This is a genomic window from Reyranella massiliensis 521 (assembly GCF_000312425.1).
In the GTDB taxonomy this organism is placed as follows: domain Bacteria; phylum Pseudomonadota; class Alphaproteobacteria; order Reyranellales; family Reyranellaceae; genus Reyranella; species Reyranella massiliensis.
In genome coordinates this window covers 4,593,235-4,605,523 of the sequence record NZ_HE997181.1, presented here as the reverse complement: position 1 = coordinate 4,605,523, position 12,289 = coordinate 4,593,235, and the positions used below count along the sequence as shown (strand labels likewise).

At 64.6% G+C, this 12,289-nt stretch carries 16 protein-coding genes; 7 read left to right on the top strand and 9 right to left on the bottom strand.

Annotation, left to right across the window (positions count from 1 at the left end; translation table 11 throughout):
- Nucleotides 1-7 precede the first annotated feature (7 nt).
- Nucleotides 8-838, top strand: coding sequence for a universal stress protein (locus BN60_RS22515; RefSeq protein ID WP_020698420.1), 831 nt, complete (start codon nt 8-10; stop codon nt 836-838).
- Between the two features lie 13 nt (nt 839-851).
- On the opposite strand, the gene BN60_RS22510 is transcribed toward BN60_RS22515, so the two are convergent.
- From BN60_RS22510 to BN60_RS22490, 5 genes are read right to left on the bottom strand one after another with little or no spacing between them, the layout of a single operon-like run.
- Entirely contained in the window at nt 852-1,337 is a 486-nt protein-coding gene (locus BN60_RS22510) for a tetratricopeptide repeat protein (RefSeq protein WP_020698419.1), read from the bottom strand.
- 57 nt (nt 1,338-1,394) lie between these two features.
- Nucleotides 1,395-3,062, bottom strand: a complete 1,668-nt coding sequence (locus BN60_RS22505; RefSeq protein WP_020698418.1) for an adenylate/guanylate cyclase domain-containing protein — start codon at nt 3,060-3,062, stop codon at nt 1,395-1,397.
- Nucleotides 3,063-3,066: 4 nt separating this feature from the next.
- Nucleotides 3,067-3,417 carry an arsenate reductase (glutaredoxin) gene (gene arsC, locus BN60_RS22500; protein WP_020698417.1) on the bottom strand — a complete coding sequence of 117 codons (351 nt, stop codon included), beginning with the start codon at nt 3,415-3,417 and terminating at the stop codon, nt 3,067-3,069.
- Nucleotides 3,418-3,451: 34 nt separating this feature from the next.
- The gene (locus BN60_RS22495) at nt 3,452-4,015 is read right to left on the bottom strand and encodes a regulatory protein RecX (RefSeq protein WP_020698416.1); all 564 of its coding nucleotides are present in this window, start codon (nt 4,013-4,015) and stop codon (nt 3,452-3,454) included.
- A gap of 5 nt (nt 4,016-4,020) precedes the next feature.
- On the bottom strand, nt 4,021-4,686 hold the full coding sequence (locus BN60_RS22490) for an HAD-IA family hydrolase (RefSeq protein WP_020698415.1): 666 nt from the start codon (nt 4,684-4,686) through the stop codon (nt 4,021-4,023).
- A gap of 117 nt (nt 4,687-4,803) precedes the next feature.
- On the opposite strand from BN60_RS22490, the gene BN60_RS22485 reads away from it, so the two are divergent.
- The 5 genes from BN60_RS22485 to BN60_RS22470 all read left to right on the top strand — a co-directional run bounded on the left by BN60_RS22485 (nt 4,804) and on the right by BN60_RS22470 (nt 9,014).
- Nucleotides 4,804-5,478: a TetR/AcrR family transcriptional regulator gene (locus BN60_RS22485; RefSeq protein WP_020698414.1), complete on the top strand. Its 675-nt coding sequence runs from the start codon at nt 4,804-4,806 to the stop codon at nt 5,476-5,478.
- 82 nt (nt 5,479-5,560) lie between these two features.
- Complete coding sequence (locus BN60_RS22480; protein WP_020698413.1) at nt 5,561-5,992, top strand: SxtJ family membrane protein; 432 nt, start codon at nt 5,561-5,563, stop codon at nt 5,990-5,992.
- Nucleotides 5,993-6,010: 18 nt separating this feature from the next.
- A complete protein-coding gene (locus tag BN60_RS31050; RefSeq protein WP_020698412.1) occupies nt 6,011-6,163 on the top strand; it encodes a DUF5989 family protein in 153 nt (50 codons plus the stop codon).
- A gap of 18 nt (nt 6,164-6,181) precedes the next feature.
- Nucleotides 6,182-8,017 carry a carbamoyltransferase family protein gene (locus BN60_RS22475; protein WP_020698411.1) on the top strand — a complete coding sequence of 612 codons (1,836 nt, stop codon included), beginning with the start codon at nt 6,182-6,184 and terminating at the stop codon, nt 8,015-8,017.
- 4 nt (nt 8,018-8,021) lie between these two features.
- Complete coding sequence (locus BN60_RS22470; protein ID WP_020698410.1) at nt 8,022-9,014, top strand: NADPH:quinone oxidoreductase family protein; 993 nt, start codon at nt 8,022-8,024, stop codon at nt 9,012-9,014.
- A gap of 3 nt (nt 9,015-9,017) precedes the next feature.
- Here BN60_RS22470 and BN60_RS29205 read toward each other — a convergent pair whose 3' ends face one another.
- Complete coding sequence (locus tag BN60_RS29205; RefSeq protein ID WP_020698409.1) at nt 9,018-9,455, bottom strand: OmpA family protein; 438 nt, start codon at nt 9,453-9,455, stop codon at nt 9,018-9,020.
- Nucleotides 9,452-10,048, bottom strand: a complete 597-nt coding sequence (locus tag BN60_RS22460; RefSeq protein WP_020698408.1) for a 2-hydroxychromene-2-carboxylate isomerase — start codon at nt 10,046-10,048, stop codon at nt 9,452-9,454. Before BN60_RS22460 ends, BN60_RS29205 begins: the two co-directional genes overlap by 4 nt.
- Before the next feature lie 74 nt (nt 10,049-10,122).
- Here BN60_RS22460 and BN60_RS22455 point away from each other — a divergent pair, with 74 nt between their 5' ends.
- Nucleotides 10,123-10,878: a glucose 1-dehydrogenase gene (locus tag BN60_RS22455; RefSeq protein ID WP_020698407.1), complete on the top strand. Its 756-nt coding sequence runs from the start codon at nt 10,123-10,125 to the stop codon at nt 10,876-10,878.
- Nucleotides 10,879-10,884: 6 nt separating this feature from the next.
- On the opposite strand, the gene BN60_RS22450 is transcribed toward BN60_RS22455, so the two are convergent.
- Nucleotides 10,885-11,421 carry a hypothetical protein gene (locus BN60_RS22450; RefSeq protein WP_020698406.1) on the bottom strand — a complete coding sequence of 179 codons (537 nt, stop codon included), beginning with the start codon at nt 11,419-11,421 and terminating at the stop codon, nt 10,885-10,887.
- A gap of 52 nt (nt 11,422-11,473) precedes the next feature.
- On the bottom strand, nt 11,474-12,247 hold the full coding sequence (locus BN60_RS22445) for an SDR family NAD(P)-dependent oxidoreductase (protein WP_020698405.1): 774 nt from the start codon (nt 12,245-12,247) through the stop codon (nt 11,474-11,476).
- Nucleotides 12,248-12,289: the final 42 nt, after the last annotated feature.

The following is a 12,289-nucleotide window of genomic DNA, read 5'->3' as shown; positions in this document are numbered from 1 at the left end:
GACCTTCATGGGCTACAAGACCATCCTCGTGCACTGCGATGCGACGCGCGGCGCGGAGGGGCGGCTTAGGATCGCCGTCGATATTGCACGGCAGCATGGAGCGCATCTCATTGGGCTGCATGTCCGTCAGCCCTTCCAGGCACCCATGTTCACCGATGCCAGCGTGGCCATGGATGCGCTCTACGCCAGCTATGAAGAGACGGCCCGAAGCGACGAGGCGGCCTCTTCCGCGACTTTCCAGAAGGTGACCGGCGGCGCCGGCGGTTCCAGCGAATGGCGGACGGTGTCCGGCATGACCGACGAGTGTCTGATCGAGGCCGGGCGATATGCCGATTTGGTCGTGCTGGGCCAGTACGATCCTGAGGCCGTGCCGGCGACGCCTTCGGACCTGGTCGAGCGTGTGGCGATGGCGACCGAACGGCCCGCCCTGATCGTGCCGTATATCGGCGCCGCGAAGATGCCGGGTGGCAATGTCATGGTCTGCTGGAACGGCAGCCGCGAGTCGGTGCGGGCGGTGACGGCCGCCCTGCCGATTCTGAAGACTGCTCTCAAGGTGACCCTGCTGATGATCGACCCGCAGAAGACGTCGTCGGGTAGCGAGCCGGGGGTGGAGATCGCCAAATGGCTGTCCCGCCACGGTGTAAATTCTGTTCTCCAGCACGACAGCGCCGACGGCTCCGACGTCGGCGGCGTGATCCTGTCACGTGCCGCCGATCGCGATGTCGACCTGATCGTGATGGGGATCTACGGCCACTCGCGCGTGCGCGAGATGGTGCTGGGCGGTGCCAGCCGCACCCTGCTTGCGACCATGACGGTGCCGCTGCTCGTCGCGCACTGAGCCCACGCCACGCCTAGTTCGTCGGCCGCTTGCCGGCTTTGAAGTCGGCTATTGCGGCCTTGAGCATGCGATACTCGGTACAGCCGAAAGTGCAGAGCGAATCGAGGCGCGCCAGCTGCTGCTCGGCCTCGGGCAGCCGGCCCATCATCAGATAGGCTTCGCCAAGATATTCGTAGGCGCCGATGTGGCGGGGGTCGATGGCGAGCGCCTGCTGATAGTATTGCAGCGAACCCGCCGCATCGCCCGACTTGCGCGTGGCGAAGCCCATGAGGTTGTAGGCGTCGGCATTCCTGGGATCCTTGGCCACGACCTGCTGCAGCAGGGGAACCGCGTTCTTGTAGTCCTTGGCCTCGATCATCGCCTTGGCGCGCGTGTAGTTGGCGTCGACGGGCTTGGTCTGCTGTTGCTCCATGCTGCCGCCGCCACCTGCACCAAAGGCAGGCATCGACACAGCAATCGCTACCGACGTCATGGCCGCAACGAAAATGGGGCGCATCATTTCCTCCTGGAGACAGTCGCGATTCTTGCCGGCGGCGTCCGCCGGGCAACGAAAATCTTATGACATTGGCGTGAGATCGCTTGCCCGTTCGACGGCGCGCACCGCCAAGCGTCCCTGGCGGCCGCGAATCTCGACATTGTGAAGTGCGGCTCCCTCGAGGCTGATGCCGGCGCGGTCCAGCAGTTCCTGCGAGACGACCAGCTCTACGCCGAATTCCTTGGTGAGTGTTTCCAGCCGGCTCGCCGTGTTGACCGTGTCGCCGATAGCGGTGATCTGGGCGGCGCGTTCGTAACCCATCTCGCCGACGATGGCGGGGCCGGCATGCAGGCCGATGCCGATGCGCAAGGGTTGGTCGAGATCGCCCGACAGAGCTTCGTTGAGATCGGTCAGCGCCTCCGACATGCGTCGGGCGGCATCGAGCGCCTGGCGGCAGGCGACTTCCGGCGTGCGATTCAATCCGAAGAGCGCCATCACGCCGTCGCCGATGAACTTGTCGAGCCGTCCGCCGGCGGACTCGATGGCCTGGCCGGTGGCACGGAAATAGCGATTGAGCAGGAAGACGACGTCGTACGGCAGCTTGCCCTCTGAGATCGAGGTGAAGCCTCTGATATCGGCAAAGAGGATGGCGATGTACTGCTCGCCGCCATGGGCTTGCGGCTGGCGGCGGTAGGCTTCGACCGGCCCTGCGGAGGCCGGCAGGAGCGGGGTGACACTGTAGTGGCCCGGCGGCGGCCTGACCTGGCAGGCGAGGCGCACGTTGGGCGGCGCGCCGACGCGTGCCAGAACCTTCGCTTCCTCGGGCTCGGCGGGTGGAAGCTTGTCCCGATCGACGCCGCCGATTCGGACCCGGCAAGTCGAGCACCGTCCGCGACCGCCACATACCGAAGCGTGCGGAATGCCGGCAATGCGACTCATCTCCAGGATCGTGAAGCCGGTCGGCTGCGTCACGCTCTTGCGTTCGCCGTAGTCGAGGCGGACCACGCCGGCGCGCCGTTCCCAGAGGTCGCGCAACGGTCGTGCGGCGAACATCGCCACCAACAGCGCCAGCGCCACGCTCTGCAGGGTGTAGGAGATCATGTACAGGTTCGCGACCTGCGCGGCGGTTGGCGCGCGAACGCGGTCGAACAGGTTTTCGAGGAAGCCCGGTCGTTGGGCGAGATCGGCGACATCACGCAGGGCGATGGCGGCGCCGGCGATACCTGCCACCGGCACAAGCAGGGCGCCGGCATAGAGATAGGGCAGTGCGTCGCGATACCAGGGCTTCAGGCGCCAGGCGAAGTGCATCCCAATGCAGGCATGCACCCAGACCACCATCGGCAGCGAGAACTGGCGGGCGATGCTTTCCCATCCGCCGACCAACAGAGACCCCAGCACCCAGGGATAGCCAGGTTCGACGCCGTAGAATTCGTGGGCCAGCCGCGTGCCGACGACATGGATCATGCCCAGCGGCACGACCAGGATGCCGAGGCTCCATTGCAGCCACTCCCAGTGCGACAGTTTCAGCGCGCGGCGGTGGTAGAGCGACCACAGGGCGAGAGAGAAGTGGATCAACAGGGCGCCGTAGAGAACGGTCTGGCCGGCGGGATTGTGCCAGATGAAGACGAACCAGCGGCGGCCCGCTTCGAGGACGCGCAGCGAGATCAGGCCAAGGGCGTGATTAAGGAGATGCGTAACGACATAGAAGAAGAGGACGTAGCCCGACCAGAGGCGTAGCCGTCCGATCATGGCGTCATTTCAGGAGTGAAAGAACGGCCTCCGGCGGCCGGCCGATCGCCGCACGCGACCCGGACACCACGATGGGACGTTGCAGCAGAATCGGATGGGCCGCGACCGCCTTGGCGATCTCGGCCTTGCCGAGTTTGGTCTTGTCGAGTTTCAGCGACTTGAACTCGGCCTCGCCGTCGCGGATCAGCTCGGCCGGATCGCCGCCGACGAGGCCGATCAGCTTTTCGACCTCGGCTTTGCTCGGCGGCTCCTTGAGATACTCGCGTATCTTGGGCTCGACGCCTTTGCTGCGGAGAAGGTCGAGCGTCTGCCGGGACTTGCTGCAGCGCGGGTTGTGCCAGATCGTGACGGTCATAGGAGCCTCTTCCTTTGAAACCATGGCGAGCCGGTCAGGCTTCGTCCAGCGTGCCGGCGAGAGTGTCGGGATCGGCGGCATCGATCACCTTGCGGGCGAGGTCGTAGGCGAAACCTGCCCGCGCCAGCGCCGCCAGATCGCGCAGGCGATTGGGCTCACGATCCGTTGTCCGGTAAGGCCCGAGCCGCCGCCGTCGTGCGAACGCCGCTGCCGCCTTCAGCTCCCGGCTCGCAGGATCGGCCCCCAGCTCGTCGTCGAGCGAAGCCATGGCATGGTTGACCGTATCCTGGTCGACGCCGGCGGCCTGCAGGCGCTGTCGGGTCAGACGGTTCGACGCGCCGCGACGATGGAGAGAGCGCGCCTTCGTCTGGGCGAAGGCCTTGTCATCGAGCAGGCCCGCTCTGACGAACTTTTGGACAACGACTTCGATCGCCTGTTCGACATTCTCCATCACGGGTGCATCGAGCATCTCGGCCTTGCGCACGCGCCGCCGCAGCACGCGCCGCAATCCCTCTGCCGAACTCGCGTATCGTTCGAGATAGAACGCTGCCGCATTCTGCAGATAGGTCGCCGTGATCGGGCGCGCGACTCGCTTCACCAGGGTCAGCCTCGCAGGGGAATTCCCACCATCGCCTGCAGCTCGTCGATCGCGACGTCGGGATCCACCACCTTGATGGTACGCATGCCCATCTCCCGCGCCGGCTTCAGGTTGATGCCGAGGTCGTCGAGGTAGATGCATCGCTCCGGCGGCACACCGAGCAGATCGCAGGCATGCCGATAGATCTTGGGATCCGGCTTGCGCAGGCCGAGTTTGCTCGATTCAACGACATGCTCGAAAAGGGTCATGATCTCGGCGACGGCCCTGGCTTTCTCCGGACCGCGCGCCATGCCCGGGCCTTCCCCCGACTTCATGTTGTTGGTGATGCAGGCAATGCGAAAGGCAGCCTTGCAGCGGCGCAGCGCCTCGACCATCTGCGGCCGAATGTCGCCGCTCAGTGCCTGCAATATTTTCCAACCTTCTACTGCGTGACCCTGCTGACGCGCTTCCTCCTCGAAGAGCGCGACAAAACCGTCGAGGGAAACCTCGCTTCGTTCCATCTTTGCCCATGCGTTCGTATTCGGATTGCGCGCATTCAGGCCGCGAATGAAATCTTTGGGAAGACCAGTCTCCAATTCGTAACGATTAAACGCTTCGAACGGACTCGAGAGAATCACGCCGCCGAAATCCCAGAGGACGGCGAGCGGGGTTTTTGCATGGCTCGTATTCATGGTGGTGCGACGGAGTTTACCTTGTTCCTGCCTTACTCGGCCCTTATCTCACGCCCTCCAGGCGACGGACAGGTCGTTGACCATCGTTGGCCTCCAACTTCGGATAGGAATGAGTACATGAGCGAAGCAGCGGTGATGCCGCGCGGCAACGCAGTGGCAGCGACAGCAGCGGATGTGAGCGGGACGGCTGGCCGTACCGATGGGCGCAATCGGCGTGCGGCCGAGACCCGTCGCAAGGTCATCGAAGCGGCGAAGGCAATGATTGCCGAAACCAGCACCGCCCCTACCGTGGTTGCGGTTGCCAAGCGCGCGGACGTCTCGGTGCGTTCGGTATTCCAGCATTTCGGCGACGTCGAGTCACTTTTCGTTACTGTAATGGATGCCATCCGTAAGGATGTGGCGGCTCCGGCGCCCACGGCTGCCAACGAGCCGCAGGTCATCCGCATCGCCTCGCTGGTGCAGAACTTCGCTGAGTTGTTTGACAAGACTGTCCCTCTGCGCGTTGCGGCCGGCCAGTTCGTCGGCCATCCGGCCCTGATCGAGCGTGGTCTGGCGTCCAAGCGCGAGCTTCGGGCGGCCACTTTCGAGACGTTTGCGCCGGAATTCGCGGCTCTGGACGAACAGGCCCGCGAGGAACTGGCCGATGCGATCGGCGCGGCCCTGTCGCTCGACGCCTGGATCGTGCTCCGCCGCCGGGACGGGCTCAGCTTCGAGCGCGCCACGGCCGTGTGGCGCCGAACCCTGTCGGCACTGCTGGGCTACAATCAGGCCACGGCGGCCGCGGCGGAATAACCGCTCACGAGGTCGCCAATTGACTTGGCGTTTGGGATCAGGGAGTTAAGGGCCCCCAAAAGGAATCGCGAACGTTAAGAAAATGGCGACCAGCCAGCTTCATGAAGACTTTTCGCGAGAGGAGCACGTCCAGGCGGGCTCCGATCGCGGCTTCGGTCTCGTATTTGCCGGATTTTTCGGCATCCTTACGGCCTTCTCGCTGTGGCACCACAGCTGGGCGTGGCACTGGACGCTACCCGTTGCGGTAGCGTTTCTTGTCGTCGCGCTCACCGTCCCCAAGATCCTCGCTCCGTTGAACCGGCTTTGGCTGAAGTTCGGGCTTCTCCTTTACAAGGTGATGAACCCGCTCATCCTCGGTCTGCTGTTCTTCGTGACGATCATGCCGATCGGGCTCGTGATGCGGGCCTTCGGCAAGGATTTCCTGCGGCTCAAGCTCGACCGGAACGCCAAGACGTACTGGATCGACCGCGACCCGCCGGGGCCGCCGCCGCAATCGATGCGTAACCAGTTCTGATCGCGAAAGGACCGAGCCATGGGCTCCATTGTTGCCGAACTCTGGCAGTTTATGCGAGAGCGCAAGAAATTCTGGCTGCTGCCGATTCTCATCATGATGGTGATCTTCGGTGGCCTGATCGTGCTGACCAAGGGGTCGGCGATCGCGCCCTTCATCTACACGCTCTTCTAATCGGGTAGGACCAGTCCCATGCGGGTGCTCGGCATCTCGGCCTTCTATCACGACAGCGCCGCGGCGCTCATTGAAGACGGCCGCCTTGTGAGTGCTGCGCAAGAGGAGCGCTTCACCCGCAAGAAACACGATGCGGGTTTCCCGCAGAATGCGGTCCAGTTCTGTCTGGACCGCGCCGGCATCAAGCTGCCGGACGTCGACTATGTCGCCTTCTACGACAAGCCGTTCCTGAAGTTCGAGCGGCTGCTCGAGACCTACCTCGCCTACGCGCCGCGTGGCTTCACGTCCTTCCGCATGGCCATGCCGCTGTGGCTGAAGGAGAAGCTCTTCCAGAAGACGCTGCTGCGCGATGAGATGAAGCACTGGGAGCCGGACTTCGACTGGCAGAAGCGTCTGCTGTTCGGCGAGCACCACCAGAGCCATGCCGCGTCGGCCTTCTTCCCGTCGCCCTACGAAGAAGCCGCCGTGCTGTGCATGGACGGCGTCGGCGAATGGGCCACGACGTCGCTGGCCTGGGGCCAGGGCAACAAGCTCGAGATGCTGCGCGAGATCCACTTCCCGCACTCGCTCGGCCTGCTCTACTCGGCCTTCACCTATTATACGGGCTTCAAGGTCAACTCGGGCGAGTACAAGGTCATGGGCCTCGCGCCCTATGGCGAACCCAAGTTCAAGAACCTGATCCTCGACAAGATCGTCGACCTCAAGGAAGACGGCTCGTTCCGCCTGGATCAGCAGTATTTCGACTATTGCACCGGCCTGCGCATGACGAACGACAAGTTCGGCGCGCTGTTCGGCGGCAAGGCGCGTACGCCCGAGCAGCAGCTCACGCAGCATCACATGGACCTCGCGGCGTCGGTGCAGGCCGTGACCGAGGAGATCGTGATCCGGCTCGGCAAGTCGGTGAAGAAGGAAACCGGCGCCAAGAATATCTGCCTTGCCGGCGGCGTGGCGCTGAACTGCGTCGCCAACGGCAAGCTGCTGCGCGAGAACATATTCGACGGCATCTGGGTGCAGCCCGCAGCCGGCGATGCTGGCGGCGCGGTCGGTGCGGCCTACGCCGCCTATCACGGGTTCCTCGGCCAGGCGCGCAAGCTCAATGGCCACATGGACAGCATGGCGGGCTCCTATCTCGGCCCCGAGTTCAAGGACGACGAGATCGCCGAGCGCCTCACGGCGGCGGGCGCCAAGTTCACCCGTCTCACGCACGCCGAGATGATCGATCAGACCGCGCAGGCGCTGGCCGACTCCAAGGCGGTGGGCTGGATGCAGGGTCGCATGGAATTCGGTCCGCGCTCGCTTGGCGCCCGGTCGATCCTGGGCGATGCGCGCTCGCCCTCGATGCAGAAGACGCTCAATCTCAAGGTCAAGTATCGTGAATCGTTCCGTCCCTTCGCCCCCGCGGTGCTGAGCGAGGACGTGTCGAAGTACTTCGACATCAAGACCGAGAGCCCCTACATGCTGATGGTCGCGCCGGTGAACGAAGACCGCCGCCGCGCCATGACCGAAGCGGAGCAGGCGCTGTTCGGCATCGACAAGCTGAACGTGCCGCGGTCCGACATTCCGGCGGTCACCCATGTCGATTACTCTGCGCGCATCCAGACGGTGCACGCGGAAACCAACCCGGACTTCCACAAGCTCCTCGAGGCCTTCAGGGCCAAGACCGGCAGCTCGGTCCTGGTGAACACTTCGTTCAACGTCCGCGGTGAGCCGATCGTCTGCACGCCCGAGGACGCGTTCCGTTGCTTCATGGGCAGCGAGATCGAAGTGCTGGTGGTCGGCAACTGCTTCCTCAAGAAGGAAGATCAGGATCCGGCGCTGAAACTCGACTACAAGAACGCCTTCGAGCTCGACTAGCCCGATGCGGGCGGTCGTCTGCGATCGCCTCGGCGATCCCTCGGTCCTTCGTATCGAACAACGCCCGATCCCCGAAGCGGGGCCGGGCGACATCGTGGTCCGGGTTGGCGCGGCCTCGGTCAATTTCCCCGATGTCCTGATGGTGGCGGGTGGCTACCAGCACAAGCCGGAGCTGCCTTTCGTGCCGGGCATGGAAGGCGCGGGCGTCGTCCATGCCGTCGGTTCGGACGTAACCACCTGGAAGCCGGACGACCGGGTGATCTTCGGCGTCCGCCCGGGTGCCTTTGCCGAATATGTCCGCGTGCCGGCCAAGGGCCAGCTCCTGCGGCTGCCGGCCGACTGGTCGTATGCCGAGGGTGCGGGCTTCAGGGTCGCCGCCCAGACCGCCTTCCATTCGCTGGTTCATCGCGCCCAACTCAAGAAGGGCGAGATGCTGCTGGTTCACGGCGCCTCGGGCGGCGTCGGCCTGGCGGCGGTTCAGCTCGGCAAGCATCTCGGCGCCACGGTGATCGCCACCGGCAGCGACGATGCCCGGCTGGCGATCGTGCGCCAGAACGGCGCCGACCATGTCGTGAATTATCGCACCGACGATTTCGTCGCGGCGGCCAAGCGCCTGACCGACGGGCGTGGCGTCGACGTCGTCTACGATCCGGTCGGCGGCGAGGTGCTGGAGAAATCCGTGCGGGCCGCCGCCTATGGCGCGCGGCTACTGGTCGTGGGCTTCACCTCGGGCGGGCCGAGCAAGCTCATGTCCAACCACATCCTGATCAAGGGGCTGACGGTACTGGGCGTGCGGGCCGGCGAGACGATCCTGCGCCACTCGCCGGAGCTCGGCCGCGACTATGTCGAGGAACTGCCGCGGCTCGCGGGCCTCGGCGTCATGCGGCCGCACATCTCGCATCGGTTCCCGATGGAGCGCGCGGCCGATGCCTTCCGTGCCCTGATCGACCGCAAGGTGGTCGGCAAGGTCGCAATCGAGATGAACGCCGCCGACTGACGTCTAGCGCGCGTAAAAGATCGTCACCTTGCGATCGATTTCCGAGGCGTTCTCCTTGCCCAGGCTCATGTTCCCGAAGGCTTCCGCGTCGGCGACGATCGTGATGTTCTTGCCCGGATAACCGGCATGCACCATCGCGGCGGCGACGGCCTGCGCCCGCGCCCGCGCGAGCTTTTCGTTGTAGGCCTTGTCGCCCAGCTTGTCGGTATGGCCGATCAGGCAGATGGCCGAAACCTGCCGGTCCTTGGCAGTTTTGACGGCCTGCGCGATGACGGGCTTCTCGGCCGGCCGGACCTGCGAACTGCCGAGATCGAACAGGATACGCACGGGCTGCGGTTGGGTGCTGCCACCGCCGCGCGGGCAGGTGCCGACGGTCTGTGCGAACGAGGGCAGGGCGGCGAGGAGGGTACCGGCCGCGACGAGCGCCCCAAGTCTTTTCATTTAAGCTCTCCGTTGAGGGCCATTTCCACGAATGGCAGGCGATCGTTGCCGAAGAACATCGTGCTGTCCACGAAGCAGGTCGGTGCGCCGAACACGCCGCGCGCCACGGCCTCGTCGGTCGTGGCCTTGAGGCGATCCTTGACGTCCTGATCCTGGATCCGCTGGCCGAAGGCTGCGGCGTCGAGGCCGGCGGCGGTGAGCACGGCGGCAACTTCTTTCATGTCGTTGAGGTTGCGCCCGTCGACCCACATCGCCTTGTAGATCGCCGGATGGTAGCGCTCGAACAGGCCGTCGATTTCGGCTGCAGCGGCACCGCGCATCAGGGCGAGCGTATTCACCGGGAAATGCGGATTGGGCTGGAACGGCACGCCATAGTGCTTCGCCCACATCGGCATGTCGGCCGAGGCCCATTTCGACTTCGCCGGCACCGTCATCGGCGAGGCATTGCCCGTGGCCTTGAACACGCCGCCCAGCAGCATCGGCTTCCTGACCAGGGTGGCGCCGGTGCGCGCGGCGATGGCGGCGACCTGCGTGTCGGCCAGGTAGCTGTAGGGGCTGCCATAGTCGAAGTAGAATTCCAGCGTGCGAGCCATCGTTTTCTCCCCTGCTTGTCGCCAACCTGCGCTGCTTCTAGCGTCGCGACAAGGAAATCGAGGGAAGGAAGAACATGAGCCGCGTTGCAGACAAGGTCGTGCTCGTCACGGGCGCAGGATCGGGCATTGGCCGCGCCACCGCAAAGCTCCTGGCGGCCGAAGGTGCCACCGTGATCGTCACCGACGTCAACCGGCCGGGTGGCCTCGAGACGGTGCAGCAGATCGGCGGCAGGGCGCGCTTCGAGGAACAGGACACGTCGAAAGAAGCGGATTGGAAACGCATCATCGACGACATCCTGGCGCGCGAGGGCCGGCTGAATGGGCTGGTCAACAATGCGGGCATCGCCGGTCCGTTTCCCTCGACTTTCGAAAGCGAGAGCCTGGAGCAGTGGCGCCGCATTCTGTCGATCAATGTCGAGGGTGTTTTCCTCGGCTGTAAATATGGCGTGCCTGCGCTGCGTTCGTCCGGTGGCGGGTCGATCGTCAACTTGTCGTCGCTCGCGGCCTTCCTAGGCACACCCGACCTTTCGGCCTACGGCGCGAGCAAGGGCGCGGTGCGCCAGTTCACCAAGACAGTTGCAATCGATTGCGCGCGCAAGGGCTACAAGGTGCGCTGCAATTCCGTGCATCCCGGCATCATCATCACGCCGATGGGGGAGAGCATCCTGCCGAACGAGAAGGCACGCGAGCGCACGCGTCAGCGCGTGCCGGTCGGCGAATTCGGCACGCCGGAGGACATTGCCTACGGCGTGCTCTACCTGATTTCAGACGAGTCCCGCTTCATGACCGGCGCCGAGCTGGTGATCGACGGCGGCATGAACGCGATATAAGACGGCTTACTTGATGCTGACCTGATGGGTGACCTTGTCGCCGTCGGTGATGGTGATCTGCTGGAAGCCGAGCAGCTTCAGCAGGTCGAAGAAGTTGGCGTCCTCCGCCACCGTGCGCTCCTGGAAGAACGGCGAGAGGCGCGACATGGTCGTCATGTTCGCGAGGATCGCGCGCATGCGGTAGACCGTGCCCAGTTCGCCGGGCTGCAGCCCGACGATGATCATCTTGTCGGCCTTCTCGCCCTTCACGAAGACCGCGTAGGGAACCCGGTAGGCGGACTGGATCGTGCCCTGGGAAACGACCGTGGCGAACTGCACGCGCTGGGCGCGGTCGGTGCCGGCAATCGTCTGCATCGGCGAGGTGTAGTGCTCCGTCGAGCTGGGCTTCGGATAGTAGTAGCCGATGTAGCGATCTTCCCCGGCCGGTGCCGCTGCCGCGGGCTTACCCGGCGCCGCGACGGGCTTGGGTTGCGGCTGGGCGACAGCCGGCAGGGCGCCAAGCGCGACGACGACGGCGAGGCAAGCGGCAAACCGATTCATCATTTTTGATCCCCCGAGGGTGCGGATTTTGATGCAGACGTGAACGTAGCTAGGGCTAGAACAACGTATAACCGCCATCAATAACGAAGTCGCGTCCCGTCGTGTAGTTGGAGGCACTGCTCGCCAGATAGACGGCGATGGGGCCGAAATCGGCGCCCGTACCCCAGCGACGGCTCGGAATGCGCGGCAGCACGTTGCCGGCGAACTTCGGATTGGCCACGGCATTTGCCGTCATCTCGGTCTCGATCCAGCCCGGCAGGATCGAATTCACGGTGATCTTGTAGCGCGCCAGTTCGACAGCCAACGCTCGTACCATGGCGGTGACGCCGCCCTTGCTGGCACCGTAGTGGCTCGAACGCGCTGCGCCTTCGATGGCGGCCGTGCTGGCCATGGCGACCAGCGAGCCGCCCTGCCCACGCTCGACCATGTGCTTGGCAGCCGCCCGGAAGGTGAAGAACACGCCGTCGAGGTTGACGCGCAGCACGCGCCGCCATTCCTCGTAGTCCATCTCGAGGAGCGAGCCCTTGCCGCGGCCCGAGACGCCGGCGTTGGCGACGCAATTGTCGACATGGCCCATCACCTTGATCGTTTCGGCGAAGGCATCCTGGACCTGCTTCTCGTCCCCGACATCGACGGTCAGGGCATGGACCTTGCGGCCATGCTTCTTGAGCTGAGCGACGGCCGCGTCGTTCTTTTCCTTGCGGGTGCCCCAGATGCAGATGTCGGCGCCGGCTTCTGCCATTGCGTCGGCCATGCCGAGGCCGATGCCACCATTGCCGCCGGTCACCAGCGCCACCTTGCCCGTCAGATCGAAGCCCTTGTAGGCCATGCGTCTCTCCCAAACGAAAACCGGGCGGATCAAAGCCCGCCC

Bases quoted from the DNA above. Each gene is read 5' to 3' on its own strand.
- BN60_RS22515 (WP_020698420.1), top strand. From the start codon at position 8: ATGGGCTACAAGACCATCCTCGTGCACTGCGATGCGACGCGCGGCGCG.
- BN60_RS22510 (WP_020698419.1), bottom strand. From the start codon at position 1,337: ATGATGCGCCCCATTTTCGTTGCGGCCATGACGTCGGTAGCGATTGCT.
- BN60_RS22505 (WP_020698418.1), bottom strand. From the start codon at position 3,062: ATGATCGGACGGCTACGCCTCTGGTCGGGCTACGTCCTCTTCTTCTAT.
- arsC (WP_020698417.1), bottom strand. From the start codon at position 3,417: ATGACCGTCACGATCTGGCACAACCCGCGCTGCAGCAAGTCCCGGCAG.
- BN60_RS22490 (WP_020698415.1), bottom strand. From the start codon at position 4,686: ATGAATACGAGCCATGCAAAAACCCCGCTCGCCGTCCTCTGGGATTTC.
- BN60_RS22485 (WP_020698414.1), top strand. From the start codon at position 4,804: ATGAGCGAAGCAGCGGTGATGCCGCGCGGCAACGCAGTGGCAGCGACA.
- BN60_RS22480 (WP_020698413.1), top strand. From the start codon at position 5,561: ATGGCGACCAGCCAGCTTCATGAAGACTTTTCGCGAGAGGAGCACGTC.
- BN60_RS31050 (WP_020698412.1), top strand. From the start codon at position 6,011: ATGGGCTCCATTGTTGCCGAACTCTGGCAGTTTATGCGAGAGCGCAAG.
- BN60_RS22475 (WP_020698411.1), top strand. From the start codon at position 6,182: ATGCGGGTGCTCGGCATCTCGGCCTTCTATCACGACAGCGCCGCGGCG.
- BN60_RS22470 (WP_020698410.1), top strand. From the start codon at position 8,022: ATGCGGGCGGTCGTCTGCGATCGCCTCGGCGATCCCTCGGTCCTTCGT.
- BN60_RS29205 (WP_020698409.1), bottom strand. From the start codon at position 9,455: ATGAAAAGACTTGGGGCGCTCGTCGCGGCCGGTACCCTCCTCGCCGCC.
- BN60_RS22460 (WP_020698408.1), bottom strand. From the start codon at position 10,048: ATGGCTCGCACGCTGGAATTCTACTTCGACTATGGCAGCCCCTACAGC.
- BN60_RS22455 (WP_020698407.1), top strand. From the start codon at position 10,123: ATGAGCCGCGTTGCAGACAAGGTCGTGCTCGTCACGGGCGCAGGATCG.
- BN60_RS22450 (WP_020698406.1), bottom strand. From the start codon at position 11,421: ATGATGAATCGGTTTGCCGCTTGCCTCGCCGTCGTCGTCGCGCTTGGC.
- BN60_RS22445 (WP_020698405.1), bottom strand. From the start codon at position 12,247: ATGGCCTACAAGGGCTTCGATCTGACGGGCAAGGTGGCGCTGGTGACC.